Origin of the sequence: Streptomyces sp. NA02950 (assembly GCF_013364155.1) — a bacterium.
GTDB lineage: Bacteria > Actinomycetota > Actinomycetes > Streptomycetales > Streptomycetaceae > Streptomyces.
In genome coordinates, this window is record NZ_CP054916.1 from 6,056,042 (window position 1) to 6,069,606 (window position 13,565).

Genomic DNA, 13,565 nt, shown 5'->3' on the forward strand with positions numbered 1-13,565 from the left:
GGCCCGGGCATCCGGCCGCCGCTGCGGCCATCAGGCCGTCAGGCCGTGGTCAGGCGCCACAGGGACGTCACTTCCGCGGTGCGGGCCGGGTGGAGGGGGTCGTCCGGCGCGGTCGCGCGGGGGTGGGTGGGGCGGGTGTCCAGGCGGGACACCACCGTCAGGCCCGCCGAGCCGATCGCGGCCAACAGCTCGGCGCGCGACCGCAGTCCGAGGTGTTCGGCCAGGTCGGAGAGGATCAGCCAGCCCTCGCCGCCCGGCGTGAGGTGGGCGGCGAGGCCGTCGAGGAAGCCGCGCAGCATCCGGCTCCCGGGGTCGTACACCGCGTACTCCACCGGGGAGGAGGGGCGCGCCGGTACCCAGGGCGGGTTGCAGACGATCAGCGGGGCGCGGCCCGGCGGGAAGAGGTCGGCCCGGACCACGTCCACCCGTTCGGACAGACCCAGCCGGGCGACGTTCTCCCGGGCGCACACCAGCGCCCGCGGGTCCTGGTCCGTGGCCACCACCCGGGCGATCCCCCGCCGTGCCAGTACGGCCGCGAGGACACCGGTGCCGGTGCCGATGTCGAACGCGGTCCCGCCCGGCGGCAGTGGCGCGTCGGCCACCAGGTCGACGTATTCGCCGCGCACCGGGGAGAAGACCCCGTAGTGCGGATGGACCCGGTCGCCGCCCAGCGCCGGTACCTCCACGCCCTTGCGGCGCCACTCGTGCGCGCCGATCAGGCCCAGTAGCTCGCGCAGCGAGGTGACGGAGGGCGCGTCGGCCGGGCCGTACGCCTCCGCGCACGCCTCCCGTACGTCCGGCGCGCGGCGCAGCGGGACGCGGAAGTCGGCGTCCAGCGGCACCAGCAGCATGCCCAGCAGCCGGGCCCGCCGAAACTGCGCCTGGCGGTGCCGGTGGAACGCCTCGGCGGGGGAGTCGGCGGGCGCTCGCCGCCCGCGCGCCCGGCGCGGGCCCCGGTCGACCCGGCGGGACACCGCCGTCAGCAGCTGACGGGCGCCCTGGTAGTCGCCGCGCCACAGCAGCGCGGTGCCCTCGCAGACCAGCCGGTAGGCGGTGTCGGCCGCCGTCCGGTCGTCCGCGATCTCGACCCGCCCGGGCGGCGGGGCGCCGCTCTCGGAGCGCCAGTGGGCGGAGTGGGACCGGCCGTCCTCGGTCCAGTGGATGACGTGCTGCGTAGTCAGGGGGACACCCTTTGCTCATGCGCCTGCTCGTGCGCCGTTCGTGTGGCCCGATCCTCGCCGCCCCGGCGCGGTCGCGCGAGCGGATTTCCGGACGGGTGGGCCTCGTCAACGAGCCGTGTCACACGCGTGGGTGACGTCCCCTCGGAGAGGCGTGGTGTCAGCCCCGCGGCGGCGGTGCCGTCGACGACCGCGCCATCAGCTCGCCCCGCACCATCGCCACCCCGCCCGGCGGCTGCGGCTCACGGCCCAGCGCCAGCCGCCCCGCCCGTATCCCCGCCTCGTGCAGCGGCAGCCGGACCGTGGTGAGCGAGGGCACCGCGTCCGCGCTGAACGGCAGATCGTCGAAGCCCGCGACCGACACGTCCTCGGGTATCCGCAGCCCCCGGTCGCGCAGCGCCGCGCAGACGCCCAGCGCGATGGTGTCGTTGGCCGCGACGATCGCGGTCAGGCCGCCGTCGCGGCGCAGCAGCTCGAGGGTGGCGTCGTAGCCGGAGGGGCGGTCGTACAGGCCGTGCACGGTCAGCCGCTCGGCGTCCTCCTCCAGCCCGGCCGCGGCCAGCGCGGCGCGGTGGCCCTCCAGCCGGTGGCGGGTGGTGGTGCGCTCGGAGGGGCCCGCCACATAGCCGATCCGGCGGTGGCCGAGGGTCACCAGATGCTCGGTCAGCCGGCGCGCCCCGCCGCGGTTGTCGAACGCGAGGGTCACCGAGTCCTCCAGCGGCGGACGGCCGCACAGCACCACCCGGGTGCCGGATGCGGCGAGCCGGGAGACCTTGGTGGCCACCGCCGCGGCGTGGTCGGGCTGTTCGGCCGCGCCGCCGGTCAGCACCACCGCCGCCGCGCGCTGCCGCTGGAGGAGGGTGAGGTACATCAGCTCGCGCTCGGGCGAACCGCCCGTACTGCAGATGACGGCCAGCTTCTCGCCCCCGCGTCCCGGCGCGCCGACGGGAGCGCCCATCTCGGACTGCACCGCGCCCGCGATGATGCCGAAGAAAGGGTCGGCGATGTCGTTGACCAGGACCCCGACCAGATCGGATGTGGCGGCGGCGAGAGCGCTTGCCGGGCCGTTGACCACGTACTCCAGTTCGTCGACGGCGCGCAGCACCCGCGCCCTGGTCGATTGGGCGACCGGGTAGTTGCCGCTCAGGACACGCGACACGGTGGCCGCCGAGACCCGAGCCCGTGCCGCCACATCGGCCAGGGTCACTGCCATGTTTCCTCCGTCGGTTGGTCACCTGGGGTACGCCGCGCGCGCCGGTCGAGGCGGCGTCCATGGTCTCACTGCCCACCGTCACCGTGGTCGGGGATTCGGGGCGTTGGCCCGTCCGTTGCGGTCCGGTGCGGCCCCCGTGCCCGCCGCACGCCACGCGCCACCGGCCGTCGCCGCATGGCGCGAACTGTCCCATGACGGCCGGGGTGTCCCATCTGTACAGGGTGGTACGGGGCGGCTAGCGTGAAAGATCCAGAAAGCGCTTACCGTGCCGTCCCGTGAGGAGAAGAAGCCACGTGACACGCAAGACCGTGCGGATCGCCATGAACGGTGTGACCGGCCGGATGGGCTATCGGCAGCATCTCGTCCGCTCCCTCCTCGCCCTGCGCGAACAGGGCGGCCTCGACCTCGGCGACGGCCGGGTGCTGTGGCCGCGTCCGCTGCTCGTCGGCCGCCGGGAGCACGCCCTGAAGGCGATCGCCGAGCGCCACGGCCTCGACCCCGTCGCCGACGTGTCCACCGACGTGGACGCCGTCCTGGCCGACGAGAGCGTGGACATCTACTTCGACGCACAGGTCACCGCGGCGCGGGAGGACGCCCTGAAGAAGGCCATCGCGGCGGGCAAGCACCTCTACACCGAGAAGCCGACGGCCACCGGCCTGGACGCGGCCCTGGAACTGGCCAGGCTGGCCCGGGCGGCGGGCGTCCGGCACGGTGTGGTCCAGGACAAGATCTTCCTCCCCGGGCTGCTGAAGCTGAAGCGCCTCGTCGACTGCGGATTCTTCGGCCGGATCCTCTCGGTCCGCGGCGAGTTCGGCTACTGGGTCTTCGAGGGCGACTGGCAGGACGCCCAGCGGCCGTCCTGGAACTACCGTGCGGAGGACGGCGGTGGCATCGTCGTCGACATGTTCCCGCACTGGGAGTACGTGCTGCACGAGCTGTTCGGCGCCGTGCGCAGCGTCCAGGCGCAGGCCACCACCCATATCCCGACCCGCTGGGACGAGCGGGGCAAACCGTACGACGCCACCGCCGAGGACGCCGCGTACGGCATCTTCCGGCTGGAGGGCGGCGCCATCGCGCAGATCAACTCCTCCTGGGCGGTCCGCGTCCACCGCGACGAACTGGTGGAGTTCCAGGTGGACGGCACCGAGGGTTCGGCCGTCGCGGGGCTGCGGGGCTGCCGCGTACAGCACCGTTCGGCCACCCCCAAACCCGTCTGGAACCCCGACCTCCCGGCCACCGAGTCCTTCCGCGGCCAGTGGCAGGAGGTCCCGGACAACGGGGAATTCGACAACGGCTTCAAGACACAGTGGGAGCTCTTCCTGCGCCATGTGGTGCTGGACGAGCCCTGGCGCTGGGACCTGCTGGCGGGGGCCCGCGGGGTCCAGCTCGCCGAGCTGGGGCTGAAGTCGTCGGCCGAGGGGCGCCGGCTGGACGTACCGGAGCTGAGCCTGTGATCCTCCACCTCCCCGCGCCGGGCGGCGCGACCCGCCCCTACCGGCCGTGCGCCGAGCCCGCCCGCTACGTCCCGGGCGGCGCCCCGCTCACCTCCCGCGTGGTGTTCGCGGCCGCTCATGTGGTCGCCGATCCGTACGCCGAAACCGGCCCCGGCGGCCCGGCCGCCGTGGACTGGGACGCGACCCTCGCCTTCCGCCGCCATCTGTGGTCCCACGGGCTGGGTGTGGCCGAGGCGATGGACACCGCACAGCGCGGGATGGGCCTGGACTGGGCCGGCGCGGCCGAGCTGATCCGCCGCTCGGCCGCCGAGGCCGACGCGGTGGGCGGACCGCTCGTCTGCGGTGCGGGCACCGACCAGCTCGCCGTCACCGGGATCGGCTTCCCGTACGGTCTGGACGAGGTGCGCGCCGCCTACGAGGAACAGCTCGCCGTCTGCGAGGAGTCGGGCGCCCGTGCGGTGCTGATGGCCTCGCGGGCGCTGGCCGCCGTGGCCAAGGGACCAAAGGACTATCTCGAGGTCTACGGCCGTCTGCTCGAGCAGGTGTCCGCGCCGGTCGTGCTGCACTGGCTGGGCCCGATGTTCGACCCGGCGCTGGAGGGCTACTGGGGCAGCGCCGACCCGGACCACGCCACCCGCACCGTACTGGAACTGATCGCCGCCCACCCCGGCAAGGTCGACGGCATCAAGGTCTCCCTGCTCGACGCCCGCCGCGAGAGCGAGCTGCGCCGTCTGCTCCCGGACGGGGTGCGCTGCTACACCGGCGACGACTTCCACTACCCCGAACTGATCGAGGGCGACGACCACGGCGCGAGCCACGCCCTGCTCGGTGTCTTCGACCCGCTGGCGCCCGTGGCGGCCGAAGCGGTCCGCGCGCTGGACGCGGACGACGCGCCGGGCTTCCGCGCGCTGCTCGACCCGACGGTGGAGCTGGCCCGCCACCTCTTCCGGGAGCCGACCCGCTTCTACAAGACCGGTGTGGTACTGCTGGCGTGGCTGGCCGGGCACCAGTCGCACTTCACGATGGTGGGCGGCCTCCAGTCGGCCCGTTCGCTGCCGCATCTGGCGCGCGCGTACGAACTGGCCGACGGACTCGGTCTGTTCCCGGACCCGGAGGCGGCCGCCGGGCGGATGCGGCATCTGCTGATCGTCCAGGGGGTCGCCCAGTGAGGGGTCGCGCAGTGAGCGGTGACCGTCGGCTGGACCGTCTGAGCCTCAACCAGGAGACCATCCGGCAGTGGTCGCTGCCCGAGCTGGCCGAGGGCTGTGCGGCGGCCGGGGTGCCCGGGGTCGGCCTGTGGCGGGCGCCGGTCCGGGCGTACGGGGTCGAGGCCGCCGCCCGGCTGGTCCGCGCCGCCGGGCTGACCGTCACCTCGCTGTGCCGGGGCGGTTTCTTCACCGCCGTGGACCCGGCCGAGCGTGCCGCCGCCCTCGACGACAACCGCGCCGCGATCGACGAGGCCGCCACCCTCGGCACCGGCACCCTCGTCCTGGTCTCCGGCGGCCTGCCGACCGGCAGCCGCGATCTGACCGGCGCCCGTGAGCGGATCGCGGACGCGCTGGCGGAGGTGAGTCCGTACGCCGCCGAGCGCGGGGTGCGCCTGGCCATCGAGCCGCTGCACCCCATGTACGCCGCCGACCGCTGTGTGGTCTCGACCCTCGCCCAGGCGCTGGACCTGGCCGAGCGCTTCCCGGCCGAGCGGGTGGGCGTGGTCGTGGACAGCTACCACCTGTGGTGGGACGACACCGTGGCCGCACAGATCGCCCGGGCGGGCGCCGGTGGCCGGATCGCCGCCTTCCAGCTCGCGGACTGGATCACCCCGCTCCCGGCGGGGGTGCTGCTGGGACGGGGTCAGCTCGGGGACGGCTCGATCGATCTGAGGTGGTTCCGCGAGCGGGTCGACGCGGCCGGGTACGACGGGCCGATCGAGGTCGAGATCTTCAACCCGGCGCTGTGGGAGCGGGACGGGGCGGAGGTGCTGGCCGAAGTCGCCGGCCGTTACGTGTCCTTGGTGCTGCCCGAGCCGTCGCCCTCACCGGTCCCGTCCGGACCGCCCGACCCGGCGGGCTGAGCGGACGACGCCTTGTCCGCGACCATCACCTCGGACACGTACTCCCGCACCCGGAGGGTCGTGGTGCCGCTGGTGTACAGCCCCATGCCCAGCATGCCGAGCGGCACCGAGGCCGCGAGGATCCCGGTCATGGTCGTCCAGGGGCGTTCCTCCTCGCAGTCCTCGTAGACGTGGTCGCGGAAGGCGGGCGCGTCACAGTGGTTGGAATACTCCGCGCTCTCGAACGGGGTGAACATCAGCATGGCCAGGTACGCCCAGCTCAACCCCGCCAGGAACAGCAGCCCCAGCCCCGAGGCGCGCATCCGCTGTGCCCGCACCACCCACGCCGTGCTCTCGACCGCCCCGTTCATGTCCATCCCTCCGTCGGAACGCAAAGGACACGAAACTAACAGCATGGTCAGGGGAGTTCGGAGCCGGGTCAGGAGCCGCTCGCTGTGATGGCTGGTTGCTGCGGGGGTCAGGTGGCGGGGAACTCTCCGCGCTTGAGGGCGGCGACGAACGACGACCAAGCGCACGGCTCGAAGGCGAGCGCCGGGCCGTTGGGGTCCTTGCTGTCGCGGACCGGGACCTCGCCGCGCGAGGCGATGAGGTTGGCGGCCACCTCCACGCAGGCGCCGCCGTTGCTGCTGTACGAGGACGTGAACCAACGGGGGGTTTCGGTCGTCACGGGGTACCCCTTCGCCCCCGGTCCACCGGATGGCGACGGGGCCGCCATGATCCGGCCCTCCATCGTCGCGCACGAACGGCGGCGCAGGAGCCGCCCGCGGGTGGGGCTGTTGGTGTGTGCGCCGCACGGGATGGTGATGACGCGGTGACCGCCGACGACCGGACCACGCCCGTCCCGTCGCCCGGCTGCGCTCTGTGCGCCACCCCCGGCGACTTCGGACCCCACCACCGCGCCGTGCCGCGTTCGGGCCTGTGCCCGGCGTGCGTCGAGGCCGGAAAGCCCACCCGCGACGGCCTTGAGCAGGCCGTCGTGATCGTGGCCGGACAGTCCCTCGCAGGGGCCGAGTCCCTCGACCTGGCCGACGCCGCACCGGAGCAACTGGCCTACCACCTCGGTGCGGTGAAACGCAGCCTGCGCGCCGTACTCCAGCTCCTCGCGCCGGTCGACGGAGAGGGGGCTCGGTGATGGCCCACAACGAGCCGTACCGGGGCGAGCGGCCCCGGATGACGATGCGCCGTCTACACCATGGCCCGCGACGGGATCGTGACCGCGCGGCGGGCGGCGGTGGCCGTCCTCGTCGGCAAGGACACGGACGCCTACGGGTTGGGGCAGGCGTGGCCGCCGTGCCAGTGCCCCCGCCACCGCGACGACAACAGGCCGGACCGCTTCCGGCGGTCTTGAGACGGCCGTCGGCCCCCCGTACCCGCCGTGCCCCTGGGCGGTGGCCGCGGTGGGCGGTTTCCAGGTCCCGGTCGCCGTGCTTCCCGTGGCAGACGGCCGGGCCCCGCCGAGGCCGGATAACGGATCGATAACTCCGGGAAATCGTGCAACCCTCCCGGGCCCCGGCGGGTCGTACGGGGCATCGGGCTTTCCGGGGAGGGATCCGGGGGGATCGAGGGAAAGCCCTGAGGAGGGGAATACGAGGGGCCCGGTCCGCGGACCGGGCCCCTCGAGTGTGCTCAGCCGGCGGTGCGCATGCGCAAGGCGCACCGCACCCGGCGTCAGAACGGTGCCGCGCGTCAGAACGGCACCCCGCACCGCAGCAGCACATTGGCGTACGGCCGCGCCTCCCCGGTCCGCACCACCAGCCGCGCCCCGCCGGTCAGCGCCTTCAGCTCCTCGTGCGGCACCAGCGTCAGCGCCGCGTCGGAGAAGAGCCCCTCGAGCAGCGCGGTCGCCTCCTTGTTGTGGTCCCGCACCTCGCGCGCGGCCGTGGCCCCCTCGACCACCAGCTCGTCCAGCAGCCCGGTCAGCACCTGCTCGAAGGACGGCACCCCCAGTACGAGGGCGAGGTCGACCACGACCGGTCCGTCCGGTCCGGAGGGGATCGGCAGACCCGCGTCGCACACCATCACCGTGTCGGTGTGGCCCAACCGGGCGAGTCCCGCGCTGAGGTGGCGGTTGATGATTCCCGCCCGCTTCACAGCCGCGCCACGTCCTCGGCGGTGGGAAACGACTCCTGGGCACCGGCCCGGGTCACCGCGGCGGCGCCCACGCGCACCGCGAACCACACCGCCGTCTCCAGGTCGTCGCCGGCGCCCAGCCGCCAGGCGAGCGCCCCGGTGAAGGCGTCCCCGGCGCCCGTGGTGTCCACGGCCTTCACCGGGAGGCTGGGCACCCGGACCGTACGGCCGCCGTCGGCGACGAGCGCGCCCTGCGCGCCCAGGGTCACCACGACCGAGCGCGGGCCGCGCGCCAGCAGGGCCGCCGCCCACTCCTCGGGCTCGGCCGAGCCGCCCGCCGGATCGTCACCGAGCAGGAACCGCGCCTCGTGCTCGTTGACCACCAGCGGATCGCAGACCGCCAGCACCTCGTCGGGCAGCGGCGCCGCCGGTGACGGGTTGAGCACCACCCGAGGCCCCGGCCGCCCGTCCGTGCCCGCGTCCGCCGCGCGGACCACCTCGGCCACGGTCTCCAGCGGGATCTCCAGCTGGAGCGAGACGACGCGCGCCGAGGCCAGCAGCCGCGCCGCGGCCCGTACGTCCCCCGGGGTGAGCCGGGCGTTGGCGCCGGGGGAGACCACGATGCTGTTGTCGCCGGACGGATCCACCGCGATCAGCGCGACGCCGGTGGGCGCGCCGCCGGTGAGCACACCGGAGGTGTCCGCCCCGGCCGTCCGCAGCGAGTCCAGCAGCAGACGGCCGTGCTCGTCGTCGCCGACCCGGGCCAGCAGGGCCGTACGGGCCCCCAGCCGGGCGGCGGCGACGGCCTGGTTGGCGCCCTTGCCGCCCGGGTGGACGGCCAGGTCGGAACCGAGAACGGTCTCGCCGGGACCGGGGCGGCGCTCGACCCCGATCACCAGATCGGCGTTGGCGGATCCCACGACCAACAGGTCGTAGTCGTGCATGTGTGTACGTCCCTTCGCGTTACGGGTGCCGACGGACGCGCCCCGGGCTCACTTGGCCGCGACGACCTTGACCGGCACCTTCACCGTCTCGTCGACCCGCTGGCCCTTGGCGGCCCTGATCGCGTTGCGCACGGCCATCTTCCCCAGCTCCCGGGGCTGCTGGGCGACGGTCGCGGCGAGGGTTCCGCTCCGCACCGCCGTGAGGCCGTCCGGGGTGCCGTCGAAGCCGACGACCTTCACGGACTTGCCCGCCTTGGAGCCCAGCGCCCTGACCGCGCCGAGCGCCATCTCGTCGTTCTCGGCGAAGACCCCGTCGACACCGGGGTGGGCCTGGAGCAGGTTGGTGGTCACGTCCAGCGCCTTGGCCCGGTCGAAGTCGGCGGGCTGCTTGCCGACGACCTTGATGCCCGGGTACGCCTTCAGGCCCTCCGCGAAGCCCTGCCCGCGCTCGCGCGAGGCCGAGGTTCCGGCGACGCCCTGGAGCACCAGGATCCTGCCCTTGCCGCCGAGCCGTTCGGCCAGCGTCTTCGCGGCCAGTCTGCCGCCCGCGATGTTGTCGGAGGCCACCAGGGTCTCGATATCGGCCTTGTTGACGCCGCGGTCGGCGGCGAGCACCGGGATACCGGCCTTGTTGGCGGCCTTGACGGACGGGCCCGCGGCATCGGAGTCGACCGGGTTGATGATGATCGACGTCATGTTCTGGCTGGTGAAGTTCTGGATCTGATTGGCCTGTTGGGAGGCGTCGTTCTGGGCGTCGGTGACGGTGAGGCTGACCCCGGCGGCCTTGGCCTCCTCCTGCGCGCCCGCCTTCAGCTGCACGAAGAAGGGGTTGTTGAGGGTGGAGACCGACAGGCCCACCTTGGTGTCCTCGCCCCCGGAGCCGCCCGAGTGCAGGAAGGAGGAGGCCAGCACCACGGCGCCGACGGCCACCGCGGCCACCGCGAACCGCCCCGCCGTGGCGGCCGCTTTACGGCCCGGCTCCTTCGGCCCTCCGGCCGGATCGCCGGGCGCGGCCGGACGGGAGCCCGCGCGGCGGCGCAGGGTGTCCAGCAGCACGGCGAGCGCGATGACCACACCGATGACGACCTGCTGCCAGAAGGCGGACACCTCCAGCAGGTTGAGCCCGTTGCGCAGTACCGCGAGGATCAGCGCGCCGATCAGCGTGCCGGACGCCTTGCCGACCCCGCCGGACAGGCTCGCGCCGCCGATGACCACCGCAGCGATGGCGTCCAGTTCGTAGCCGACCGCCGCCTGCGGCTGGGCCGAGGACAGCCGCGAGGCCAGCACGATGCCCGCCACGGCCGCGAAACCGCCGGAGAGCGCGTAGACGACCAGCTTCTGGCGCGCCACGCGGATCCCGGAGAGGCGGGCCGCCTCCTCGTTGCCGCCGATCGCGTACATCGCCCGGCCCGCGTAGGTACGGCCGAGCACACCCGCGGTGATCAGGCCCATCACGATCATCACGATCACCGGGACCGGCAGCCAGCCGCCGAGGGTGTCACCGAGGCCGGAGACCGCGTCGGGGACGGCGATCGGGCTGCCCTGGGAGATGACCAGCGCCAGACCGCGGCCGATCGACAGCATCGCGAGCGTGGCGATGAACGGCGGCAGTTTGCCGTACGAGACCAGCGCCCCGCTGACCAGGCCGCAGGCGATACCGGTGGCGACGGCGAGCAGCGCCGCCGGCCACACCGGCAGCCCCTGTGACGTGGCGGACCAGGCGAGCACGGTGGCCGAGAGCGCGGCCACCGAGCCGACGGACAGGTCGATGCCCGCGGAGACGATGACGAAGGTGACACCGAAGGCGAGGATCGCGGTGACCGCCGCCTGGACGCCCACGTTGAGGAGATTGTCGGTGGTGAGGAAGTCGCCGGAGAGCAGCGACATGGCCGCCACCAGCAGTACCAGGGCGCTCAGCGCGCCGTTGTCGAGCAGCACGCGGCGCAGCACCGCCGGGCCCCCGGGGTTCGTGCTCGTGAGCATGTCAGTTGCCACGAGTGCCCTCCTTCTCCGTGACGCCGACGCCTTCGTCGGTGTCTTTGGCGTCTTTGGCGGCTTTGACGTCCTTCACTGCCAGGGCCATCACGGCGTCCTGGGTCGCTTCCCGCGCGGTCAGCTCTCCGGCGATCCGGCCCTGGGACATCACCAGGACGCGGTCGCTCATCCCCAGCACCTCGGGGAGGTCGCTGGAGATCATCAGGACGGCGTGGCCCGATGCGGTGAGTTCATTGATGAGCTGGTAGATCTCGACCTTGGCGCCCACGTCGATGCCGCGGGTCGGCTCGTCGAGGATCAGCACCCTGCTCTTGGCGAGCAGCCATTTGCCGATGACGACCTTCTGCTGATTGCCGCCGGAGAGGGTGCGCACCCGCTGGTCGAGACCGGCCATCCGGACGGCCAGCTGTCCCGCGACGCGCGCGGCGGCGCGCCGCTGCCCGGCCCGGTCGACGATGCCCGCGCGGGTGGCGGACCGCAGGGTCACCAGGCCGAGGTTCTCCTGCACGGAGGCGTCCAGGACCAGGCCCTGGCCCTTGCGGTCCTCCGGCACCAGGCCGACACCGGCGGCCATGGCGGCCACCACGTCATGGCGGGGCAGGGGAACGCCCGCGACCTCGACGGTGCCGGAGTCGTAGGGGTCGGCGCCGAACAGCGCCCGCACCACCTCGGTGCGGCCCGCGCCCACCAGACCGGCCAGGCCCACCACTTCACCGGCGCGCACCTCGAAGCCGATGTCGTGGAAGCTGCCGTCGCGGGTGAGCCCCTCGACCTTCAGCAGCGGTTCACCGGCGTCGGCCCGCTCGCGCGGGTACTGCTGCTCGATGGAGCGGCCGACCATCAGCCGCACCAGCTCGTCCTGGTCGGTGGCGGCCGGGACCTGGGTGACGCTGCGGCCGTCGCGCAGGACGGTGACCCGGTCGCCCAGGGCGGCGATCTCCTCCAGGTGGTGGGTGATGAAGACGACGCCCACCCCGTCCTCGCGCAGGGCGCGCACGATCCGGAAGAGCTTGTCGACCTCCTCGGTGGTGAGCACCGCGGTCGGTTCGTCCATGATCAGTACGCGCGCCTCCAGGCTGAGCGCCTTGGCGATCTCGACCATCTGGAGCCGGGCGATGCCCAGGTCCCGCACCCGGGTCTTGGGGGAGACGTCCACCCCGACCCGGGCGAGGAGTCCGGCGGCGCGCCGGTGCATCGTATGACGGTCGATCATGCCGAAGCGGCGCGGCTGGCGGCCCAGGAAGATGTTCTCGGCGACGCTGAGGTCGGGGACCAGGTTGAACTCCTGGTAGATGGTGGCGATACCGAGCCGTTCGGCGTCCTGGGCATTGCCGATGCGTACCTCGCCGCCGTCGACGAGGATGCGGCCGCCGTCGGGACGATGGGCACCGGAGAGCATCTTGATGAGCGTGCTCTTGCCCGCGCCGTTCTCGCCCAGCAGGACGTGCACCTCACCGCGGCGCAGATCGAAGTCGACGCCGTCCAGGGCGACCACACCGGGGAAGGTCTTGCGGACGCCCTCCATCCGCAGCAGTTCGGAGTCCGGGCGCGGCGGCTCGGTGACACAGGGCGTCGTGCTCATGGCGTGCTCCCTTCGGGCTCGCCGCACGAGCGGCGGGTGACCAGGCGGGCGGAGAGGGTCACCGACTCCGCGGGGCGGCCCTCGACGAGGTCGACCAGCGCGCGGACGGCCGCGCGGCCGAGATCCCCGGTCGGCTGGGCGATGGCGGTGATCGGCGGATCGGTGTGGACGAACCACGGGATGTCGTCGAACGCGGCGAGCGCGATGTCGTCGGGCACCCGCAGCCCGCGGGCACGGATCTCGTCCATCGCGCCGAGCGCCATCAGGTTGTCCGCGGCGAAGACCGCGTCCGGGGGGTGCGGCAGATCGAGGAAGCGGGCGGTGACCCGGCGTCCGCTGTCCGCCTGGAAGTCGCCCTGGCCGATGTGGCCGTCGTCCAGTGCGAGACCGAACTCCCGCAGCGCCGCGCGGAAGGCGTCCACCCGCTCGCGTCCGGTGGTCGTGGCCGCCGGGCCCGCGATGATGGCGAGCCTGCGGTGGCCGAGCGCGTGCAGATGGGCCACCAGATCGCGGATGGCGTCCCGGCCGTCGGTGCGCACCACCGGCACCCCGGCCAGGCCCTCGCCCTCGATCCAGCGGTCGACGAAGACCATGGGTGTCCCGGTGCGGGCGGCGTCCAGCATCATCGGCGAGCCGCCGTCGGTGGGGGAGACCAGCAGCCCGTCGATACGGCGGTCCATCAGGGTGCGGACGTGGTGGTCCTGGAGATCGGGCCGTTCATCGGCGTTGCCGATCACCACGCTGTAGCCGAGGTCGCGGGCAGCGTCCTCGACGGAGCGGGCCAACTCGGTGAAGAAAGGATTCAGCACATCGCTGATGACCAGTCCGAGCGCCCGGGTCTGGTCGGTGCGCAGCGAGCGGGCCACGGCGTTGGGGCGGTAGCCGAGGGCGGCGACGGCGGCCAGTACGCGCTCCCGGGTGTCCGCGCGGACGGAGGGGTGATGGTTGAGCACCCGCGAAACCGTCGCGACGGAGACCCCGGCCCGTTGCGCCACGTCCTTGATGGCCGGCATCGTCCACCTCCTCGTGGAATCGATTACACGGAGGATTGGAATCGA

At 73.4% G+C, this 13,565-nt stretch carries 14 protein-coding genes; 5 read left to right on the forward strand and 9 right to left on the reverse strand.

Annotation, left to right across the window (positions count from 1 at the left end; all coding sequences use genetic code 11):
* Positions 1 to 38: 38 nt before the first annotated feature.
* Together HUT19_RS26530 and HUT19_RS26535 are read right to left on the reverse strand one after the other, a co-directional pair.
* On the reverse strand, positions 39 to 1,181 hold the full coding sequence (locus tag HUT19_RS26530; RefSeq protein ID WP_217712378.1) for a class I SAM-dependent methyltransferase: 1,143 nt from the start codon (positions 1,179 to 1,181) through the stop codon (positions 39 to 41).
* Between the two features lie 157 nt (positions 1,182 to 1,338).
* Positions 1,339 to 2,391, reverse strand: coding sequence for a LacI family DNA-binding transcriptional regulator (locus HUT19_RS26535; RefSeq protein ID WP_176182864.1), 1,053 nt, complete (start codon positions 2,389 to 2,391; stop codon positions 1,339 to 1,341).
* Between the two features lie 293 nt (positions 2,392 to 2,684).
* On the opposite strand from HUT19_RS26535, the gene HUT19_RS26540 reads away from it, so the two are divergent.
* The 3 genes from HUT19_RS26540 to HUT19_RS26550 are packed head-to-tail and all read left to right on the forward strand — an operon-like array spanning position 2,685 to position 5,916.
* Entirely contained in the window at positions 2,685 to 3,845 is a 1,161-nt protein-coding gene (locus HUT19_RS26540) for a Gfo/Idh/MocA family protein (RefSeq protein WP_176182865.1), read from the forward strand.
* Positions 3,842 to 5,014: a dihydrodipicolinate synthase family protein gene (locus HUT19_RS26545; RefSeq protein WP_176182866.1), complete on the forward strand. Its 1,173-nt coding sequence runs from the start codon at positions 3,842 to 3,844 to the stop codon at positions 5,012 to 5,014. Before HUT19_RS26540 ends, HUT19_RS26545 begins: the two co-directional genes overlap by 4 nt.
* 11 nt (positions 5,015 to 5,025) lie before the next feature.
* Positions 5,026 to 5,916 (forward strand): sugar phosphate isomerase/epimerase, encoded by an 891-nt coding sequence (locus HUT19_RS26550; protein WP_176182867.1) that lies wholly within the window; start codon positions 5,026 to 5,028, stop codon positions 5,914 to 5,916.
* Here the strand turns inward: HUT19_RS26550 and HUT19_RS26555 are convergent.
* Together HUT19_RS26555 and HUT19_RS26560 are read right to left on the reverse strand one after the other, a co-directional pair.
* The gene (locus HUT19_RS26555) at positions 5,844 to 6,266 is read right to left on the reverse strand and encodes a hypothetical protein (protein WP_176182868.1); all 423 of its coding nucleotides are present in this window, start codon (positions 6,264 to 6,266) and stop codon (positions 5,844 to 5,846) included. The genes HUT19_RS26550 and HUT19_RS26555 overlap by 73 nt on opposite strands.
* Positions 6,267 to 6,373: 107 nt before the next feature.
* Complete coding sequence (locus tag HUT19_RS26560; RefSeq protein ID WP_176182869.1) at positions 6,374 to 6,583, reverse strand: DUF397 domain-containing protein; 210 nt, start codon at positions 6,581 to 6,583, stop codon at positions 6,374 to 6,376.
* 144 nt (positions 6,584 to 6,727) lie between these two features.
* Between HUT19_RS26560 and HUT19_RS26565 the strand changes: the two genes are divergently transcribed.
* Positions 6,728 to 7,048, forward strand: a complete 321-nt coding sequence (locus tag HUT19_RS26565) for a hypothetical protein (protein ID WP_176178457.1) — start codon at positions 6,728 to 6,730, stop codon at positions 7,046 to 7,048.
* Positions 7,049 to 7,108: 60 nt separating this feature from the next.
* Positions 7,109 to 7,264 (forward strand): hypothetical protein, encoded by a 156-nt coding sequence (locus tag HUT19_RS26570; RefSeq protein ID WP_254885802.1) that lies wholly within the window; start codon positions 7,109 to 7,111, stop codon positions 7,262 to 7,264.
* 338 nt (positions 7,265 to 7,602) lie between these two features.
* On the opposite strand, the gene rbsD is transcribed toward HUT19_RS26570, so the two are convergent.
* From rbsD to HUT19_RS26595, 5 genes are read right to left on the reverse strand one after another with little or no spacing between them, the layout of a single operon-like run.
* On the reverse strand, positions 7,603 to 8,007 hold the full coding sequence (gene rbsD / locus HUT19_RS26575) for a D-ribose pyranase (protein WP_176182870.1): 405 nt from the start codon (positions 8,005 to 8,007) through the stop codon (positions 7,603 to 7,605).
* Positions 8,004 to 8,930 (reverse strand): ribokinase, encoded by a 927-nt coding sequence (gene rbsK, locus HUT19_RS26580; RefSeq protein WP_176182871.1) that lies wholly within the window; start codon positions 8,928 to 8,930, stop codon positions 8,004 to 8,006. Before rbsK ends, rbsD begins: the two co-directional genes overlap by 4 nt.
* A 48-nt stretch (positions 8,931 to 8,978) precedes the next feature.
* A complete protein-coding gene (locus HUT19_RS26585) occupies positions 8,979 to 10,925 on the reverse strand; it encodes a substrate-binding domain-containing protein (protein ID WP_176182872.1) in 1,947 nt (648 codons plus the stop codon).
* Entirely contained in the window at positions 10,915 to 12,507 is a 1,593-nt protein-coding gene (locus HUT19_RS26590; protein ID WP_176182873.1) for a sugar ABC transporter ATP-binding protein, read from the reverse strand. Before HUT19_RS26590 ends, HUT19_RS26585 begins: the two co-directional genes overlap by 11 nt.
* Positions 12,504 to 13,520 (reverse strand): LacI family DNA-binding transcriptional regulator, encoded by a 1,017-nt coding sequence (locus HUT19_RS26595; RefSeq protein WP_176182874.1) that lies wholly within the window; start codon positions 13,518 to 13,520, stop codon positions 12,504 to 12,506. The genes HUT19_RS26590 and HUT19_RS26595 overlap by 4 nt, the downstream gene beginning before the upstream one ends.
* Between the last annotated feature and the right edge of the window lie 45 nt (positions 13,521 to 13,565).